This window comes from Cupriavidus sp. L7L (genome assembly GCF_004353535.1).
GTDB classification, from domain to species: Bacteria; Pseudomonadota; Gammaproteobacteria; order Burkholderiales; family Burkholderiaceae; genus Cupriavidus; species Cupriavidus oxalaticus_A.
Genome location: NZ_SMNY01000022.1, coordinates 357,461 through 374,753 on the forward strand (window position 1 = coordinate 357,461; position 17,293 = coordinate 374,753).

The following is a 17,293-nucleotide window of genomic DNA, read 5'->3' on the forward strand; positions in this document are numbered from 1 at the left end:
CATCCCTTACAAGGTCTGCAAGGCTTGCACGGCCTGCGGCGTCACCCGGGCCGCAGGCGCGCGGCTGCCGCACGGTATGAATCTTGCCGCTCCTGATAACCCGCCACCGGAATGCGGACATTGTTGTGCTCGTCCGCGTATGGCGCCATTCACATATCAGGAAATCAGCATGAGCTACTACTACGACGAACGCCAACGCCGCCAGGCGTGGGACGACGACGACTGGCAACCGGAATCCGAAAGCGACCGCGACCGCTGGCAGGCGCAGCGCCGTCGCCAGCAGCTGACGCCGGGCCAGACCAGCTACGGCGGGCCGGCACGCCAGGGCGGCGGCTACAGTGACGAGTACGGAGCCGGCCGGTATCCGGAGCGGCCGACGCAAGGCGAGTACGGCAGCCGCGGCCAGCAGCGCTCCGCCGGGGCGTGGCGCGGTGACTACGACTATCCACAGCGCCAGGACTTCCAGGGTTCCCAGGGCTACCAGGGCGATGAAAGCCGGCGGTATGAGCGCGACGAGCGCAGCCAGCGCGACCGGGACGAAGAGCGCTATCGCCGCCGAGCCGGCAGCAGCCTGAGCTACGGCCTGAACGGCGGCTATGGCTGGGAACGCGCAGGCGAATGGCGCGATCCGCAGGCGTGGCAACGCGATGACGAATACGCCGACCGCCAGTGGCGCGAAAGCGCCGAGCGCGCCCGCGACCCGTATGAGATCGCTCGCGAGCGCAACCGCGACCGCTACTTCCGCGACCTGCGCAGCGACACCCGCTACTGGACCGAGGACCGCGACGAGCGCGAAGACCAGCAGCGCTACGGCCAGCGCTACAGCCGCGCGGCGGCGCGCCAGCGTGGGTGGGAAACCGATGATCGCGAAGGCTATCGCGGCGACGACCGGGAAGACCGCGGCGTGCTCTACAACCTTGGCCGCCGCATCGGCGAGGCGGTCGGCGACCTGTTCGGCACCGACCAGCGCGAGCACGAGCGCAAGGCTGGCCCGCGCGGCTACCAGCGCAGCGACGACCGCATCCGCGACCAGATCTGCGAGCGGCTCAGCTATGCGCGCGGCGTCGATGTCAGCGATGTCAGCGTCGACGTCAACGAAGGCGTGGTGTCGCTGACCGGCACGGTGCGCGAGCGCGGCCAGAAGTACTACATCGAGGATCTGGCCGACGGCACCTACGGCGTGAAGGAAGTCAACAACGACATCCGGGTGCGCCGCGAGGGCCACGGCACCAGCGCCGGCAGCACGAGTACGTCCGAGGCAACCGGGAGCACCTGGCGCGCCTGATTTGCCGCAGCAGCGCACCGGTGCAGCGCCGGTGCGCGCGGCAGATGCCCCGGCCGGCACTTGTGTCGGCCGGCCTCGTTCCTGCCTCATTACCAACGCGCAAGGTGCCCATGCCCGCGCTCAAGATCGCCACGTTCAACATCAACGGCATCCGCAGCCGGGTCGGCGCGCTGCGCCACTGGCTGGAGCGCGAGGCGCCCGACGTGGCCTGCCTGCAGGAACTGAAGACCGCCGACGAAAGCTTTCCCGCGCGCGAACTGCGCGAGGCCGGCTACGGCGCCGTCTGGCACGGCCAGAAGTCGTGGAACGGCGTTGCCATCCTGGCGCGCGGCGCCGATCCGGTGGAAGTCCGCCGCGGCCTGCCCGGCGATCCCGACGACAGCCACAGCCGCTACCTGGAGGCAGCCGTGCACGGCATCCTGGTCGGCTGCCTTTACCTGCCCAACGGCAACCCGCAGCCCGGGCCCAAGTTCGACTACAAGCTGGCCTGGTTCGCGCGGCTGATCGAACACGCGCAGACGCTGTTCGACAGCGGCCACCCCGTGGTGCTGGCGGGCGACTACAACGTGGTGCCCACCGACGAAGACATCTACAACCCGCGCTCGTGGCGCAAGGACGCGCTGCTGCAGCCTGAAAGCCGCGAGGCCTACGCGCGCCTGCTGGCGCAAGGCTGGACCGATGCGTTGCGCACGCACTATGGCGAGGAACGCGTCTACACCTTCTGGGACTACTTCCGCCAGCACTGGCAGACCAACTCCGGGCTGCGCATCGACCACCTGCTGCTGAGCGCCGACCTCGCCCCGCGGCTGCGCGATGCGGGCGTCGACACCTGGGTCCGCGGCGAGGATCATCCCAGCGACCATGCACCCGCGTGGGTGGTGCTGAACCGGCCCGCCGCCCGGCGCAAGCGCGCGCCATAGCCAGCGCCCCCAGCGCAGGATTCAGGCCGCCGCGCCCATCTCCGCCGCCAGGCGCTCCCGGGCGAAGTCCAGGAAAGCGCGCACTCCCTCGGGCAGCGTGCGGCCGGCCAGCGTCTGCAGTTCGACCGCACGGCTGCGCATGCCGCGCTCGCGGATGGCAGCGGCATGCAGTTCGCCGCGCCGCAGGCGGTCGCCTACGGTCACCGCGCCCGAGATCGACAGCCCGCCGCCATGCAGCACGAAGCTGGTCAGCGTCTCGAAGTGGTTGGTCACCAGCACCGGATCGAACACGATGCCGCGCTCGCCGCAGGCAATGTCGAACAGCTGCCGAACAGTGTTGTCGCCTTCCGGCAGCGCTAGCGGGTACGGCTGCATCTGCGCCAGCGTGATGCTGCGAAAGCGCGCCAGCGGGTGGTCGGGCCGCATGATGGCGATGACCGGCGCGGGCTGGCGATGCTCGATGCGTATGCCCTGCTCGGCCGCACGGCTGTAGGTGATACCGATGTCCGCGTCGCCATGCAGCACGATGCCGGTCACCTCCGCCGGCGCCGCCACGCGCACATGGAAATGCAGCCCCGGATAGCGCTCGCGGAACTCGGCGATGATGCGCGGCAGGAACTCGATGGCAAACCCGGCAGAGCTGGCAATGCGCACGCGGCCACGGCGCAGCCCCTGCAGCGCGGCGATCTCCGCCACGACGCGGTCCGCTTCCAGGGCGCCGCGCAGCGCATAGGCGGCGAGCAGTTCCCCGGCGGCGCTCGCGACCATGCCCCGGGGGCGCCGGTCGAACAGCGGCACGCCCAGCAGCGCCTCCAGTGCCGCGACCTGCCGGCTGACCGCCGAAACGGTCACGCTCAGGCGCTGCGCCGCCTCGGTCAGCGAACCGCTGCGCACCACCTCCAGGAAGTAGCGCAGCGAGGTGTCCTGCAGGCGGTGCGACAGCATGGGGGCAGCTCCGTGGAATGCGGCAGTGCAGCGAGCCGCTTTGCGTTTTATGCAAGGATATTTGAAAAAATCATCGATTGCGTAAAGCCCTGCCGGGCCCGTATGCTTTTTCCCGACACCACAGGAGACACCGGGAGAACCCATGGCGAACAGGCTTTCCAGCGCGCTTTCCATCACGCTTCCCACCGCGCTTCCCACCGCGCTTCCCACCGACCCGATCACCGAACTCGATGCCGTCGCCCTGTCGCGCGCCGTCCATGCCCGCGAGGTCTCTTGCGTGGAGGTGCTGGAGGCCTTCCTCGGCCAGGTCGATCGCCACAACCCCCGCGTCAACGCCATCGTCGCGCCAGTCGACCGCGACGTGCTGCGCAGCCAGGCGCAAGCGCTCGATGCCGAGCTGGCGCGCGGCGACAGCCGCGGCCCGCTGCACGGCTTTCCGCAAGCGCCCAAGGACATCAGCCCGGCGGCGGGCATGGTTACCACCAAGGGGTCGCCGATCTTTGCCGGGCAGGTCACCCGGAGCGATGCCGCGATCTTCGAGCGCATGCGCGCCGCGGGCTCGGTCTTTATCGGCCGCACCAACTCGCCCGAGTTCGGCCTGGGCGGCCATACCTACAACCCGGTCTACGGCACCACCCGCAATGCCTTCGACCCGGCGCGCTCGGCCGGCGGCAGCTCCGGCGGCGCGGCGGTGGCCGTGGCGCTGCACATGCTGCCGGTGGCGGACGGATCGGACATGATGGGCTCGCTGCGCACGCCCGCGGCCTTCAACCAGGTGTACGGCCTGCGCACGTCGGTCGGCTGCGTGCCGCATGGGCCCGCCGACGAGGTCTTCTTCCAGCAGTTCAGCGTGGCCGGGCCGATGGCGCGCAACGTGCCCGACCTGGCGCTGCTGCTGTCGGTGCAGGCCGGCTTCGATGCGCGCATGCCGCTGACGCGGCGCGCCGAAGCGCCCGGCGCCTTCACGCTGCCCCCCGCGCGCGACTGGAAAGGTGTGCGCGTGGGCTGGCTTGGCGACCTGGGCGGCCACTTGCCGACCGAGCCCGGTGTGCTCGAAACCTGCGAGCAGGCACTGGACCACTTCCGCGCGCTCGGCTGCGACGTCGACGCCGCACTGCCGGATTTCGAGCTGGAGCGCCTGTGGCAGGCGTGGATCGACCTGCGCAGCTTCTCGGTGGCCGGCGCCAATGGCACGCTGTACCGCGACCCCGCCACGCGCGCGTTGCTCAAGCCCGAGGCCGCCTGGGAAATCGAGCGCGGCCTGGCGCTGCCCGGCACGCGCGTCTACGAAGCCCTGTGCGAGCGCAGCGCGTGGTACCAGGCACTGCGCGCGCTGTTCGAGCGCTTCGACTACCTGGTGCTGCCGGCCGCGCAGGTGTTCCCGTTCGACGCCGGATGGGACTGGCCGCGCAGCGTCGGCGGCCGTGACATGGACACCTACCACCGCTGGATGCAGGTCGTGGTGCCGGCCACCATGGCCGGGCTGCCGGCGCTGGCCGCGCCCGCCGGCTTCGGCCCGCAGGGGCTGCCTGCCGGCATCCAGATCATCGGGCCGGCGCAGGCCGACGCGGCGGTGCTGCAGCTGGGCCATGCCTACGACCAGGCCGGCGGCTTCTCGCGCGTGCGCAGCCCGTGGCTGGACCGCGCGGCCTAGTTCGACAACACACCACACCATCACAACACACGCGGCCCGGCCTGACCCGGGCCGGTGCCCACGCTTCGCTTTCCTACAACTGCCGGCAGGAGTGAATCCGATGACCGCATTGCCCCCGAAGCTGTTCCTCGCCTGTGCCGCATTCAGCGCGGCGATGGCCACGGCGCCTGCCATGGCGCAGGCGCCAGCCTGGCCCGAGCGCCCGTTGCGGCTGGTGGTGCCGTTCGCCGCCGGCGGCGCCACCGACCTGCTGGGCCGGCTGCTCGCTGTCGGCCTCGGCGAAAAGCTGGGCCAGCCGGTAGTGGTCGAGAACAAGCCCGGCGCCAGCACGGTGGTCGGCGCCACCCAGGTCTCCAAGGCAGCCCCTGACGGCTACACCCTGCTGCTGGCGGCCAGCACCACGCTGACGCTGAACCCGGCGATCCGGCAGCACCTGGGCTATGACCCGATCAAGAGCTTCACGCCGCTGGGCCTGGTCGCCGACATGAGCCTGGTGCTGGTTGCCAATCCCGATGCGCAGGTCGGCTCGGTGAAGGACCTGGTGACGCAGGCCAGGGCCCATCCCGACAAGTTCTCCTATGGCTCGTTCGGCACGGGTTCGTCGGTGCATTTCGGCGGCGAGATGCTCAAGTCCGCCACCGGCATCCGCATGGTCCACGTTCCCTTCAATGGCAGCGCGCCGAGCCTGACCGCGCTCGCCGGCGGGCAGGTGCAGGTGGCGGTCGATACCGTGGTTGCCAGCCTGCCGCTGATCAAGGGCGGCAAGATCCGGCCGGTGGCGGTGCTGTCACCGCAGCGGCTGCCGGCGCTGCCGCAGGTGCCGACGGTGGCGGAAAGCGGCTATCCCGGCTTCCAGATGGGCACGTGGTTCGCACTGCTGGCGCCGGCGGGACTGCCCGCGCCGGTGCAGCAGAAGCTGGAAAAGGCGCTGGCCGAAGTCGCCAATGCCCCGGCCACGCGCGCGCGCATGGTCGAGCTGGCGCTGACGCCAGCCTACGGCAACGGCGCCGCGGTGCGGGCGCGGGTCGAGAAGGAGCTGCCGGAGATGCGCGCAGTGGCCGCGCGCGCGGATATCCGCGCTGAATGACGGTGGCAGGCGCCTGCCTGCCGCACGGTGCCCCCGCGCGCGCGGCTCATGCGACGTGCGCGGCAAACCCTGCCAGGCCCGGCGCCACGTCTTCGCGCAGCGTCAGCGCCGGGATCCGGTAGTCGCCGGCGTTCTGCGGCCGGAACGGAATCGGCGCCGTGGTCGCCAGCGTATCGAGGCGCTCGCCCAGCTCTGCACGGATCGCGGCAAAGCGGGCGTCGTCGACCCGGCTGGTCCGGTACACCACGTACGGCGGCAACACGTCGAAGCCGGGGTAGTACAGGATGCCGTGCTGGATCGGGAACAGGACATCGTCGATCGGCCCGTTGATGCCGCGCGCGCTGTAGTGCGATTCCCAGCCGCCGGTGGTGACCACCAGCATCGCGCGCTTGCCGGCGAGCATGCCTTCGCCGTAGCGGTTGCCCCAGCGTTCGTCCGAGTGCTCGCCCACGCCGTAGGCAAAACCATAGGCGTAGACGCGCTCGATCCAGCCTTTCAGGATCGCCGGCATCGAGAACCACCACAGCGGGAACTGCAGGATCACCGTATTGGCCCAGCGCAGCTTGTCCTGCTCGCGCGCGATATCGTCGCTCTGCAGGCCGTTCTCGAATGCGTGCCTGGAATCCAGCGAAGGATGGAACGGCGCATCGCCGCGGCGCGCCTTGCTGTCTGCGGCATCGAGCTGCGCTTTCCATTGCATCGCGTACAGGTCGGATACCTGGACCTGGTGGCCGGCATCGCTCAGCCGCTGCACCGCGTAATCGCGGATGGCGCCGTTGAGCGAGGTGGGTTCGGGGTGGGCGTAGACGATAAGAACGTTCATGACAGCGGCTTCCTTGGGTAAGCAATGATCGGGAGAAGCCAGCTTAGGCCGCCGCGAGGTATATTGGAAATGAATATCCAATATCACAGGTATTGTCATGACTAATCTCAGGCGGCTCGACCTCAACCTGCTGGTCACGCTGGACGTGCTGCTGTCCGAGCACAACGTGACCCGCGCCGCGCAACGCCTGCATTTCTCGCAGCCATCGGTCAGCGTCCACCTGGCCAGGCTGCGTGACTACTTCGGCGATCCGTTGCTGCTGCCCGGGCCGCGCGGCATGCGGCCCACGGCCAGGGCGGAATCACTGCGCGAGCCGCTGCGCGAAGCGCTGGCCGCGCTGGAGCATGCGGTGTCGCCCGACAGTCCCTTCGATCCCGCCGCCGCCACGCATACCTGGCGCGTGGCGGCGACCGACTACGGCGAATCGACCATCGTGCTGCCGGCCATCCGGGCGCTGCGCACCGCCGCCCCGGGCGCGCGGCTGGCGGTGCTGGAGATGGTGCCGTCGCGCATCGCCCGCCAGTGCGAGCAGGGCGAGCTGGACCTGGCCTTCCACACGACCGAAGGCTCGCCGCCCGCGCTGCACCGGCGCGCCCTGTTCACCGAGCGCTATGTGCTGGCGGGCCGCGCCGGCCATCCCCGGCTGAAGCGGCGGCCGACGCTGGCGCAGTTCTGCGCGCTCGAGCATGTGATGGTGTCGCCCGACGGCGGCGGCTTCTCCGGCGTTACCGACGAGGCGCTGGCGCTGGCCGGCATGCAGCGCCGCGTGGTGCTGTCGGTGCCACATTTCCTCTTTGTCGCCGCGGTGCTGGCGAGCACCGACCTGGTGGCGATGGTGCCGCAGCGCCTGGTGCGCGATGCGCCGGCACTGCGCGTGGTCGAGCCGCCCGTCGAGGTGCCGGGCTACGAGATGTCGATGCTGTGGCATGAGCGCGTGCACCGTGACCCGGCACATCGCTGGCTGCGGGAGCAGATCGTCGCGTCGCTCTCACAGGCGTAGACCGGCGCTTCTGTTTTGCATACAAAACTGGAATACAATCAGTGCTTTCAATGTAGCGGCCGGGTGCTTTCCGCGCCGCCCAGTTTTGGAGGAGACCATGACCTACAGTGCAACCGGCCTGACTTCCCGCCACACCGCCGCCCTGGCCCCGATCGAGGACTACCTGCAGGGCCACGCCACCGGCAACCCCGAGGTGATGCGCCGCGCCTTCCATGCCGACGCCCGCATCGTCTCGTTCCGCGACGGCAAGCTGCATTCGCTGACGGTGGAAGACTTTATCGCCGCGCGCTGCCCCGGCCATCCGCCGGCCGATGAAGCGCAGCGCCGGCGCGCCATCAGCCAGTTCGACGTGGTCGGCAATGCCGGCGTGGCCAAGGTCGTGCTGGAGCATCCGGACGTGGTCTTTACCGACTACATGACGCTGCTGCAGATCGACGGCGCGTGGAAGATCGTCAACAAGACCTTCAGCGCCGCGCCACGCGTGCCGCAGTAACGTACTGCGGCGGCTGCCCGCGCGGCTCAGCCGGGCAGCACCGCGGTGGCTTCGATCTCGAACAGCATGTTGTCGAGCGCCAGCCGCGGCACCGGGATCAGCGTGCAGGCCGGCGCGGGCCGGTCGCCCCACATCTCGCGCAGCGCGGCGCCAAAGGTGCGCAGGCGGTCGTGCGAGTGGTCGACCACCAGCACCGTCAGCTTGGCGACATCGCCCACGTCGGCGCCCGCGGCCTGCAGCGCGATGCGCAGGTTCTGCATGGCCCGCGCCACCTGCCGCGGAAAATCCGCCGCCAGGCAGCCGGCGGCATCCTCGCCGCCCTGCCCGGCCACGTAGACGATGCGGGCGGGCCCTTCCACCACCGCCACGTGCGAATAGCCGTTGGGACGCGGATCGTACAGCGCGGGGGGATTGATCAGGTTCAGCGATGCATTGGGGCGGGCAGGCGTCAGCATGGTCATTAACTCTGTGTTGAGAGAAGGGCAAACAATGGAGCCGCAAGTATCAAACCTCAAGTTAGGTTAAGGTCAAGCGCGGCCACGGTGGTAGCATGGGCATTCCCGCCGCCGCCCTCCCTCCACCCAGCCATGCCCAAGACTTCCCGACCTGTTCCCGCCGTGCCTGCCACGGCCGATGCGCCGCGCCGGCGCCGGCCAGGACCTGCCGAGGAACTGCTGTCGGTCGGGCAGGTGGCCGAACGCACCGGCATCGCGGTATCGGCGCTGCATTTCTATGAATCACGCGGGTTGATCGCCAGCACGCGCAGCGGCGGCAACCAGCGCCGCTATGCGCGCGCCGTGCTGCGGCGGCTGGCGGTGATCCGCGTGGCGCAGCGCATGGGGCTGCCGCTGGCGGTGATCGCGGCGGCGATGCAGAAGCTGCCCGACGGGCGCGCGCCGACAGTGGCGGACTGGCGGCGGCTGTCGGCCAGCTGGCGCGATGACCTGGAGGAACGCATCCGCACGCTGACGATGCTGCGCGACCAGCTCGATGGCTGCATCGGGTGCGGCTGTTTGTCGCTGAAGGCGTGCCCGCTGCGCAATCCGCAGGATGCGCTGGCCGGAGCAGGGCCGGGGCCGCATTTCCCCGGCGAAGAGGATTAGGCGGAGGCCTTACCGGAAGGTCTGCAGGTAGCCGAGCAGGTCTTCGATCTGCTTGTCGTTGCCCATGCCCCAGAAGCGCATTTTGGTGCCCGGCACGACCTTGGCCGGGGAACGCAGGAAGGCGCTCAACGTGTCGCGCGACCACACCACCCTGGATGTGCGCATCGCTTCCGAATACTGGAAATCCGTTGTCGTGCCCGCCTGGCGCCCGAAGATGCCGTTCAACTGCGGCCCGAACGCGCCGCGCGCATTGCGGCCGACGTAGTGGCACGACGCGCAGCGCGTGGCAAACAGTGCCTTGCCGGCCTGCAGGTCAGGCTCGGCGCGCGCCACGGCGGGCATTGCGGCAAGGATGGAAAAGGCGAGGAAAGCGGCGGCGGGCAGGACGGTACGGCGCATGGGCAACACGGGGCAATGAACTGCGAGGCTGCATGATACAGGCGCGCGGGTGGATGGGCAGGTTACACCGCGTCACACTTGCAACACTTCGAGCGCCCAATATTACGGACCCTGCCCCTACAGTGAGCCCATGTCCAACGCCCCTTGGGAGGCACCCATGAAACGAATCCTGGCAATGGCAGTAGCAGGCGGTGCATTGCTGGCGGCGAGTGCCGCAGCCCATGCCGGCGTCAGCGTCGGCATCAATATCGGCGCGCCCGCCGTCGTGGTCGCCGAGCCGGCGCCGGTGTACCGCCCGGCCCCGGCGGTCTACGTGCCGGCGCCCGCGCCGGTAGCGTATGCCCCCGCCCCAGTCGCCTACGCCCCGGCACGCCCGGTGGTAGTGGCCCCGGTGCCGGTGCGCTATCGCCCGGACTATCGGGCCGACTATCACCCCGGCTATCACCCCGGCTATCACCGCGCGGAATACCGCGAGGCTCGCCGCGAATGGCGCGAGCGCGAATGGGCCCACCGCCATGACGGGCACCGCGATTACCGCGGCCCGGGCCGCCACTGGGACTGACACGCCGCTGCCGGCCGGGCCCTCCAGCCCGGCCGCCGTGGAAAGACCCTTCCAGCAAAGATCCGCAAGTCAGGCTACCCTGTCGGCCAACTTCCCGTTTGAGCCTGCCAGGAAATCGCCATGACCCAACCCCTCAGAATCGACTTCGTCTCCGACATCGCCTGCCCCTGGTGCGCCATCGGGCTGTCTTCGCTCCAGCTCGCGCTGCAGCGGCTGGGCGACAAAGTCGACGCCGAGATCGTGCTGCATCCCTTCGAGCTGAACCCCGACATGGGCCCCGAAGGCCAGGCCATTGTCGACTACCTCGGCAAAAAGTATGGCCGCACGCCCGCGCAGATCGCCGAAACCCAGGCCATGATCCGCGAGCGCGGCGCCGGCGTGGGCTTCACCTTCGGCGAGCGCGCCTTCGTCTACAACACGTTCGACGCGCACCGGCTGCTGCACTGGGCCGGCCTGGAGGGCAAGCAAGTCCCGCTGAAGCTGGCGCTGCTGCGCGCCTACCATACCGATGGCAAGGATCCGGGCAACCATGCCGTGCTGCTCGAGGCGGCGGCGTCGGTCGGCCTGGATGCGGACGCCGCGCGCCAGGTGCTGGAAAGCGGCCAGTACGGCGACGAGGTGCGCGCCGAAGAGCGCCAGTACCAGCAGATGGGCATCCAGTCGGTGCCGTCGGTGATCTTCAACAACCGCTACCTGGTAACGGGCGGGCAGCCGGTCGAGGCCTTCGAGCAGGCGATCCGGGAGATCGCGGCCGAGGCGCAGGCGGGTACGGCAACCTGAAGCAACGCGTGCGCTGACTGGACCGGCCTGGGGTGGTCCTCAGGCCGGTAGCTTGCGGGTCAGGAATTGCGCTTGTGCCCGCGCCGTTCATTGACCGCTTCGCCGAGCAAGTCCAGCATTGCCAGCGAATCCTCCCAGCCGATGCAGGCATCGGTAATGCTCTGCCCGTAGGTCAGGGCGGACGGGCTGTGCTGCCCCGGGGTGAACTTCTGCGCGCCGGCCACCAGATTGCTCTCGACCATGACCCCGAAGATGGAGCGGCTGCCGCTGCGGATCTGCTGCGCCACATCCCGCGCCACGTCCAGCTGACGCTGATGCTGCTTGCTGCTGTTGGCGTGGCTGAAATCCACCATCAGCGCGTCGCCCAGCCCTGCCGCCTGCAACTCCCGGCACGCCGCCGCCACGGAATCCGCATCGTAGTTGGGCACCTTGCCGCCGCGGAGAATGACGTGGCAATCCGGATTTCCCTTGGTGTGCACCGTCGCGACCTGGCCGTTCTTGTGCACGCCCAGGAAGTGGTGCGGTCGCGATGCGGCCTGGATCGCGTCGATCGCAATCCTGATATTTCCGTCGGTGCCGTTCTTGAAGCCGATCGGCGCTGAAATGCCTGAAGCCAGCTCGCGATGCACCTGGCTTTCCGTGGTGCGGGCGCCGATCGCGCCCCAGCAGATCAGGTCGCCGATGTACTGTGGCGAGATCACGTCGAGCAACTCGCCGGCCGCCGGCAGGCCGAGGCGGTTGATGTCGACCAGCAGGCTGCGCGCAATGCGCAGGCCCTCGTCGATGCGGTAGCTCTCGTCCAGATAAGGATCATTGATCAGCCCTTTCCAGCCGACCGTGGTCCGGGGCTTCTCGAAATACACGCGCATCACGATCTCGAGCGTGCCGGCATGGCGTTGCCGCTGCTCCAGCAACAGCCGCGCATATTCGAGTGCCGCCTGCGGGTCGTGGATCGAGCAGGGTCCCATGATCACCAGCAACCGGTCGTCCTCGCCATGCTGGATACGCGCGATACGCTGCCGCGTCTGCGTGATCAGCGACTCGACCGCCGTGTTCCGGATCGGGAAAAAGCGGATCAGGTGTTCGGGCGGCGGCAGCGGGATGATGTCTTCGACATGCGCGTCGTCAGTCACGCTGGTACGGTCCGGCGGTGACTGCCATTCACTGGCGATGGTGGGCGAAGGTTTGAGCGGGTCGTTCATGGCGAGGTCGAGCAGGTTTTGCTAGCGAACGATGGTGCTACACCAATGGCGAGGGCGTCAAGGCAGGCCGAAGGCCCGCCTGCTTCCGAACTGTGTTGACGGGCACATATGATCCGCCTTCGCCACCCTGGTCCGGCCGGCACCTGTTACTGTCGACGAATCACTTGGCCACAAATCACTTCGCCACGAATCTCGCCGTCACGGTCTTGCCGTCGGCAAACCGGATCGTCGCAACCAGCTTGGCGCCAGCCTGCAGCGACAGCTTGTCGGCAGCCACGAGCGCGTTTCCAGCGCCCGGCGCAAGCGTGGTTTCCGTCTTCCTGGCACCCGTCAGCACCGTCAGCTTGCCGCTGGCACCGGCCACGGGCAATTTCTTGTCATGGTCGTCAACATAGATGGTGACTGCGCCATCCTTGTTGACCAGTTCGAATTGCAGGTCGCTGGCCGTCTGCACGATGCCGCCGTACTGCGCGGGCCCGGCACCGTGGGCCAGCGCCAGGCCGGACACGCCAAGGCTGGTGGCAATCAGGATGGTTGTGATCTGCTTCTTCATCGCATACTCCATTGATGCAGCAACTTGGGGGCGTCGCTGCCAAAGCCCATGTTCAGTACATGTCGCCCTGCCGCTGCGACAGGATCCGCTCCAGCGGGCGGCGCCCGAACAGCCAGAAGGCCAGCGGCGTCAGCACGGAATCCAGGATGGTCGAGCTGACCAGGCCGCCGAATATCACCACGGCAACCGGATCCAGGATTTCCTTGCCTGGCGCATCGGCCGACACCAGCAGCGGAACCAGCGCAAATGCGGCGACCAGCGCAGTCATCAGCACCGGGGTCAGCCGCTCCAGGGATCCCCGTACGATCATCGGGATTCCGAAGGTTTCTCCTTCGTGGCGGCACAGGTTGATGTAGTGGCTGACTTTCAGGATGCCGTTGCGGGTGGCGATGCCGGTCAGCGTAATGAAGCCGACCATCGATGCCACCGACAGCGCGAGTCCGCCGATCCACATCGCGATGACGCTGCCGATCAGCGCCAGCGGAATGTTGGCCATGATGATCAGCGTCAGCGTCGTCGAGCGGTAGCGCGAATAGAGCACCAGGTAGATCAGCGCAAGCGACACCAGGGACAGCAGCACGATCAGTTGCGTGGCTTGCTCCTGCGCCTGGAACTGGCCTTCGATGCTGATGAAGTAACCGCCCGGCAGCCCGGCGCGCGCCACGGCGCCGCGCACTTCGCTGATGATCCTCGACATATCCGAGCCGTCGGTGTTGGCATAGACGACGATGCGCCGCCGGCCATTCTCGCGGCCAATCTGGTTGGGGCCGTCGCCCTCTTCGACGGTGGCGAGAGCCGACAGCGGCACCGGCCCGCGCGGCGATTCCAGCATGATGCGGGACAAATCCTGCGGCGTGCGGCCGGCATCCGGCAAGCGCACCACCAGGTCGTAGCGGCGCACGCCTTCGATGAGCTGGGTGATGCGCGAACCATCGGACAAGGTCTGCAGAGCCTTCAGCGCCTCGCCCGCGGGGATGCCGTATTGCGCTGCCTTGCGGTAGTCGAGCCGCACGTTTACCTGCGGAATCAATACCTGGCGCTCCACCGTGATATCGACAAGCCCCGGTATGGCAGCGAGCCGCCCGCGCACGCTCTCCGCCAGCCCGCGCAGCGTATCGAGGTCATCGCCATAGATCTTGAGCGCGACTTGCGCCCGCACGCCGGACAGCAAATGATCCAGCCGGTGCGAAATCGGCTGGCCTATCGCGACCGACGCCGGAAGGCTTGCAAGCTGGGCGCGGATCGCGGCCATCACTTGCTCCCGGCTACGATCCGAGCGCTTCAGGTCGATGTCGATCTCGGACGAATGCACGCCTTCGGCATGTTCGTCGAGTTCGGCGCGGCCGGTGCGCCGTCCCACCTGGGTGACTTCAGGCACCTGGCGGACCAACGTCTCGGCCAGTGCGCCCATGCGGTTGGCTTCGGCCAGCGAAGTACCGGGATTCACCGGGAACCCGGCGGAATGCGCGAGCGTGCCTGCAGCGGCAGGATCAGCATCAGGAGGATGGCAATCACGCGCGACATGGGGCGGGATTTTACCTGACCTATCGCGTGCGGGCGCGGCCGGGGGTCCAGCTCATGTCTCATATGTGGCTCAAGAGCGTTTTTTGTAGAGATATCTACATTGTTGAAATGCGAGTTATGGGCTTCTACCATTGGTTGCGCCGCCCTGCGTGACGGCGCCTATCTATTGCCCGCGGGCAACGTGCAGGTCGCCCAGTTGCGCGAGCTGGCCGACGAGGCGCGGCAGGAAGGCGGGCAAGCCTGGCTCCTGAATGTCCGTGCCGCCGATCCGGAGGAGGAGAGCGCTTTCCGGGCGTTGTTCGACCGCAGCCCCGACTATGCCGAACTGCAGGCGGCCCTGTCAGAGGCGCGCAAGTCGCTGTCCGATCAAAGCAGCGCCGAACTCAATCGCCTGCTGCGCCGTCACGGGCGTGCCTACGAAGCGATCCGCATGGTCGACTTCTTCCCCGATGCGACGTCGGCCCGCGCCGAAGCCCAACGGCGGCATTGCGGTACCGGAAGCCAGCGGCTTCGAGGCCATGCTGGCCGGGCCTGAAGGATGATGACGCCCTGCTGGCGGAAATCGGCGCGGTGCTGGATTCGCTATACGCACACTTTTCCACCAACAGGAAGCCCTGATAGCCAGCTACCTGACAGGATCCCGTGATGAATCGCATGCAATCAGGCGGCATGGCCCCGCCGGACGCCGCGGAGCAGCCCGCCTATACCCTCTGGCAGCTCGTGCTCTATTTTCTTCGCCTGGGCACAACCGGCTTTGGCGGGCCGGTCGCGCTGGCCGGCTATATGCATCGCGACCTGGTGGAGCGGCGGGGCTGGATCAGCGATGGCGACTACAAGGAAGGGATGGCGCTGGCACAACTTGCGCCCGGCCCGATGGCGGCGCAACTGGCGATCTACCTGGGCTACGCCCACTATCGGATCCTCGGCGCCACGCTGACCGGCGTGGCCTTCGTGCTGCCGTCGTTCCTGGTGGTGCTGGCGCTGGCGGCGGGGGTGCTTGCCTGGTTCTGGCGCGCCCCGCCCAAATGGCTGCGCCAGAGTGGCGTCAATGCGCTCGCGGCAGTGCAGGTACCCGCCGCAAGCGGCCTGGCGAGCACGCTGGACTGGTCGCTACTGACCCAGATCGGCTTGTTCTTTGCCAAGGCAGGCGCCTTTGTCTTCGGCTCCGGACTCGCCATCGTGCCGTTCCTGTACGGCGGTGTCGTGACGGAGTACCAGTGGCTCAACGAAAAGCAGTTTGTCGATGCGGTGGCCGTGGCCATGATCACGCCCGGCCCGGTTGTCATCACGGTCGGCTTTATCGGATACCTGGTGGCGGGACTACCCGGCGCCTGCGTGGCGGCACTGGCGACGTTTCTGCCTTGCTATCTGTTCACCGTGCTGCCCGCTCCTTATTTCAAGAAGTACGGAAAACTGCCCGCCATCCTCGCCTTTGTCGATGGCGTCACGGCGGCCGCGGTTGGCGCCATCACGGGTGCAGTGCTGGTGCTGGCCAAGCGCTCGATCGTCGACGTTCCGACCATCCTGCTGTCCCTGGGAACGGTTGCATTGCTGCTGAAGTTCAGGAAGCTGCCCGAGCCCGTCATCATCACCGGCGCCGCGCTGATCGGCCTCGCGGTTTATCCTGTGCTGCACCACTGAAGGCGCATGCACATGCTCCGCTAAACCCAGGCTCGCCATGGCCCGGCACAATGGCCATCCCTCGAACGCCAGAAGCAGCTGGCTCGAACGCATCGCGCTGCCATCCGGTGTCCACGCCGACGCCATGCCGCTGCTTGCCGGCCGCGCGCTGCGTGGCATCTGCGATGGCTATGTTGCCGTGCTGTTGCCGTCCTACCTGCTGGCACTCGGCTTCGACTCGATGGCGGTCGGGCTCATCAGCAGCGCGACCCTGATCGGCTCCGCCCTCGCCACGATCCTGATCGGGCTCGTCGGGCACCGCTACCCGCAACGCCGCCTGATGATGCTGGCGGCTGCCCTGATGTTTGCAACTGGCCTCGGCTTTGCGGGTTTCTCCACGCTGTGGCCGCTTCTGATGATCGCCTTCGTCGGCACGCTCAACCCCGGGTCCGGCGATGTCAGTATCTTCCTGCCGCTGGAACATGCGCGGCTGGCGGAATCGGCAACGCCCGACACCCGGACGGCGCTGTTTGCCCGCTACGGCCTTATCGGCGCATTCTCATCCGCCTTCGGGGCACTGGCGGCGGCGATACCGGCATGGCTGGCCGGGCAATCCCGGCTGTCGCTACTCGATGCGATGCGCCTGATGTTCGTTTTCTACGGGATCATTGGGTTGCTGCTGTGGCGTCTGTATGCGCGCGTGCATGCCGCTCAGCCTCATGGCGCAGCGACCGCGGCTAGAACACCACTGGGTCCTTCCCGTCCGATCGTGTTACGGCTGGCCATGTTGTTCAGCGTAGACGCGTTCGCTGGCGGGCTCGTCGTCAATTCGCTGCTGTCGCTGTGGCTGATGCAGCGTTTCGGCCTGAGTCCGGCCGCGACCGGCCAGTTCTTCTTCGTGGCGGGGGTGCTGACGACGTTCTCGCAACTCGCTGCGGTGCCGCTGGCGCGAAAGATCGGCCTGCTCAATACGATGGTGTTCACGCATATTCCGTCCAGCCTGTGCCTGATCGCAGCCGCCTTTGCACCCACGCTGGCGCTTAGCCTGGCACTGCTGCTGGCTCGCAGCGCGCTGTCGCAAATGGATGTGCCGACCCGGACGGCCTATGTGATGGCCGTTGTCACCCCGCCTGAACGGGCGGCCGCTGCAAGCCTGACCGCGGTGCCGCGCAGCCTGACCGCGGCACTCAGTCCTGCGCTCGCCGCCGCGTTGATGGCCTACGGCTTTACCAGCACGCCGCTGGTCGCCTGCGGCCTGCTGAAGATCGCCTACGACCTCGCCATGCTGCGCTCGTTCCGTCGCGTCAAGCCGCTCAACTGATCCAGCGGACCCGTAAACCGCG

18 protein-coding genes and 2 pseudogenes are annotated in these 17,293 nt (G+C 68.0%); 12 read left to right on the top strand and 8 right to left on the bottom strand.

The features are described from left to right. Positions 1–169 precede the first annotated feature (169 nt). Together E1J61_RS21120 and xth are read left to right on the top strand one after the other, a co-directional pair. The gene (locus E1J61_RS21120; RefSeq protein WP_133095946.1) at positions 170–1,285 is read left to right on the top strand and encodes a BON domain-containing protein; all 1,116 of its coding nucleotides are present in this window, start codon (positions 170–172) and stop codon (positions 1,283–1,285) included. A 110-nt stretch (positions 1,286–1,395) separates the two neighbouring features. After that, the gene (gene xth, locus E1J61_RS21125; protein ID WP_133095947.1) at positions 1,396–2,205 is read left to right on the top strand and encodes an exodeoxyribonuclease III; all 810 of its coding nucleotides are present in this window, start codon (positions 1,396–1,398) and stop codon (positions 2,203–2,205) included. A gap of 21 nt (positions 2,206–2,226) precedes the next feature. On the opposite strand, the gene E1J61_RS21130 is transcribed toward xth, so the two are convergent. Continuing rightward, complete coding sequence (locus tag E1J61_RS21130; protein WP_133095948.1) at positions 2,227–3,150, bottom strand: LysR substrate-binding domain-containing protein; 924 nt, start codon at positions 3,148–3,150, stop codon at positions 2,227–2,229. 142 nt (positions 3,151–3,292) lie between these two features. On the opposite strand from E1J61_RS21130, the gene E1J61_RS21135 reads away from it, so the two are divergent. Then, positions 3,293–4,804: an amidase gene (locus E1J61_RS21135; RefSeq protein ID WP_133095949.1), complete on the top strand. Its 1,512-nt coding sequence runs from the start codon at positions 3,293–3,295 to the stop codon at positions 4,802–4,804. Positions 4,805–4,904: 100 nt separating this feature from the next. Next, entirely contained in the window at positions 4,905–5,891 is a 987-nt protein-coding gene (locus E1J61_RS21140; RefSeq protein ID WP_133095950.1) for a tripartite tricarboxylate transporter substrate binding protein, read from the top strand. Between the two features lie 46 nt (positions 5,892–5,937). Here E1J61_RS21140 and E1J61_RS21145 read toward each other — a convergent pair whose 3' ends face one another. After that, positions 5,938–6,714, bottom strand: coding sequence for an NAD(P)H-dependent oxidoreductase (locus tag E1J61_RS21145; protein WP_133095951.1), 777 nt, complete (start codon positions 6,712–6,714; stop codon positions 5,938–5,940). Positions 6,715–6,811: 97 nt separating this feature from the next. Between E1J61_RS21145 and E1J61_RS21150 the strand changes: the two genes are divergently transcribed. Together E1J61_RS21150 and E1J61_RS21155 are read left to right on the top strand one after the other, a co-directional pair. Continuing rightward, positions 6,812–7,714, top strand: a complete 903-nt coding sequence (locus E1J61_RS21150) for a LysR family transcriptional regulator (protein ID WP_133095952.1) — start codon at positions 6,812–6,814, stop codon at positions 7,712–7,714. Positions 7,715–7,811: 97 nt separating this feature from the next. Further along, the gene (locus tag E1J61_RS21155; protein WP_133095953.1) at positions 7,812–8,207 is read left to right on the top strand and encodes a nuclear transport factor 2 family protein; all 396 of its coding nucleotides are present in this window, start codon (positions 7,812–7,814) and stop codon (positions 8,205–8,207) included. Between the two features lie 26 nt (positions 8,208–8,233). On the opposite strand, the gene E1J61_RS21160 is transcribed toward E1J61_RS21155, so the two are convergent. Beyond that, entirely contained in the window at positions 8,234–8,668 is a 435-nt protein-coding gene (locus tag E1J61_RS21160; protein WP_205751623.1) for a RidA family protein, read from the bottom strand. A gap of 126 nt (positions 8,669–8,794) precedes the next feature. Here E1J61_RS21160 and soxR point away from each other — a divergent pair, with 126 nt between their 5' ends. After that, a complete protein-coding gene (gene soxR, locus E1J61_RS21165) occupies positions 8,795–9,310 on the top strand; it encodes a redox-sensitive transcriptional activator SoxR (RefSeq protein WP_243736937.1) in 516 nt (171 codons plus the stop codon). Between the two features lie 9 nt (positions 9,311–9,319). On the opposite strand, the gene E1J61_RS21170 is transcribed toward soxR, so the two are convergent. Continuing rightward, positions 9,320–9,709, bottom strand: a complete 390-nt coding sequence (locus tag E1J61_RS21170; protein WP_133095955.1) for a c-type cytochrome — start codon at positions 9,707–9,709, stop codon at positions 9,320–9,322. A 157-nt stretch (positions 9,710–9,866) separates the two neighbouring features. On the opposite strand from E1J61_RS21170, the gene E1J61_RS21175 reads away from it, so the two are divergent. Beyond that, positions 9,867–10,271, top strand: a complete 405-nt coding sequence (locus E1J61_RS21175) for a hypothetical protein (RefSeq protein WP_133095956.1) — start codon at positions 9,867–9,869, stop codon at positions 10,269–10,271. 120 nt (positions 10,272–10,391) lie between these two features. Next, the gene (locus tag E1J61_RS21180) at positions 10,392–11,051 is read left to right on the top strand and encodes a DsbA family oxidoreductase (protein WP_133095957.1); all 660 of its coding nucleotides are present in this window, start codon (positions 10,392–10,394) and stop codon (positions 11,049–11,051) included. 59 nt (positions 11,052–11,110) lie between these two features. On the opposite strand, the gene E1J61_RS21185 is transcribed toward E1J61_RS21180, so the two are convergent. From E1J61_RS21185 to E1J61_RS37445, 4 genes and pseudogenes are all read right to left on the bottom strand, one after another. Beyond that, entirely contained in the window at positions 11,111–12,253 is a 1,143-nt protein-coding gene (locus E1J61_RS21185; RefSeq protein WP_133095958.1) for a 3-deoxy-7-phosphoheptulonate synthase, read from the bottom strand. 175 nt (positions 12,254–12,428) lie between these two features. Next, complete coding sequence (locus E1J61_RS21190) at positions 12,429–12,806, bottom strand: hypothetical protein (RefSeq protein ID WP_133095959.1); 378 nt, start codon at positions 12,804–12,806, stop codon at positions 12,429–12,431. Positions 12,807–12,858: 52 nt separating this feature from the next. Next, positions 12,859–14,262: pseudogene (locus E1J61_RS21195) on the bottom strand (efflux RND transporter permease subunit); the annotation flags it as partial. After that, the gene (locus E1J61_RS37445; RefSeq protein WP_165971505.1) at positions 14,250–14,462 is read right to left on the bottom strand and encodes a hypothetical protein; all 213 of its coding nucleotides are present in this window, start codon (positions 14,460–14,462) and stop codon (positions 14,250–14,252) included. The gene E1J61_RS37445 and the pseudogene E1J61_RS21195, both read right to left, overlap by 13 nt. Between E1J61_RS37445 and E1J61_RS21200 the strand changes: the two are divergent. From E1J61_RS21200 to E1J61_RS21210, 3 genes and pseudogenes are all read left to right on the top strand, one after another. After that, positions 14,422–14,814, top strand: a pseudogene (locus E1J61_RS21200) (Chromate resistance protein ChrB); the annotation flags it as partial. The gene E1J61_RS37445 and the pseudogene E1J61_RS21200 sit on opposite strands and share 41 nt — an antisense overlap. A 170-nt stretch (positions 14,815–14,984) precedes the next feature. After that, positions 14,985–15,971 (top strand): chromate transporter, encoded by a 987-nt coding sequence (locus E1J61_RS21205; RefSeq protein WP_133096048.1) that lies wholly within the window; start codon positions 14,985–14,987, stop codon positions 15,969–15,971. Positions 15,972–16,008: 37 nt separating this feature from the next. Then, complete coding sequence (locus E1J61_RS21210; protein WP_133095960.1) at positions 16,009–17,271, top strand: MFS transporter; 1,263 nt, start codon at positions 16,009–16,011, stop codon at positions 17,269–17,271. The last annotated feature ends 22 nt before the right edge of the window (positions 17,272–17,293 follow it).